Below are 337 nucleotides of genomic sequence, written 5' to 3' on the forward strand. Positions count from 1 at the left end.
GTACGATGCCTATCTGAACGATAACATCACTTGGTCGAATCAATTCTATTACCACCATGATGATGGCGTCGGTGTGGTAGCTGGGCCGATCAATCAGGCTGGATTGCCGGCACTGTTCAGTGTCTATTTTCCGAATCAAAATCTGAAACAAGTGTTCGGTAATTCCGGTTATGCCACCCGCACCACGGAATACAATATCAACCGGAAAGGTCTCATTTCTACCCTGCACATCGACCTTGATGCGCACAGCATTGAAACCGGTATTTGGGCCGAACACAACCAATCCACCGCGTATCGTCGCTGGTATGCGCTCAATCTGGCTAATCCTTCCTCACCG

1 pseudogene is annotated in these 337 nt (G+C 49.3%); it reads left to right on the top strand.

The window, feature by feature from the left end:
• A pseudogene (locus QN347_RS19625) lies at positions 1–337 on the top strand (TonB-dependent receptor); the annotation flags it as partial.

This window comes from Sphingomonas sp. 10B4 (genome assembly GCF_035019905.1).
GTDB classification, from domain to species: Bacteria; Pseudomonadota; Alphaproteobacteria; order Sphingomonadales; family Sphingomonadaceae; genus Sphingomonas; species Sphingomonas glacialis.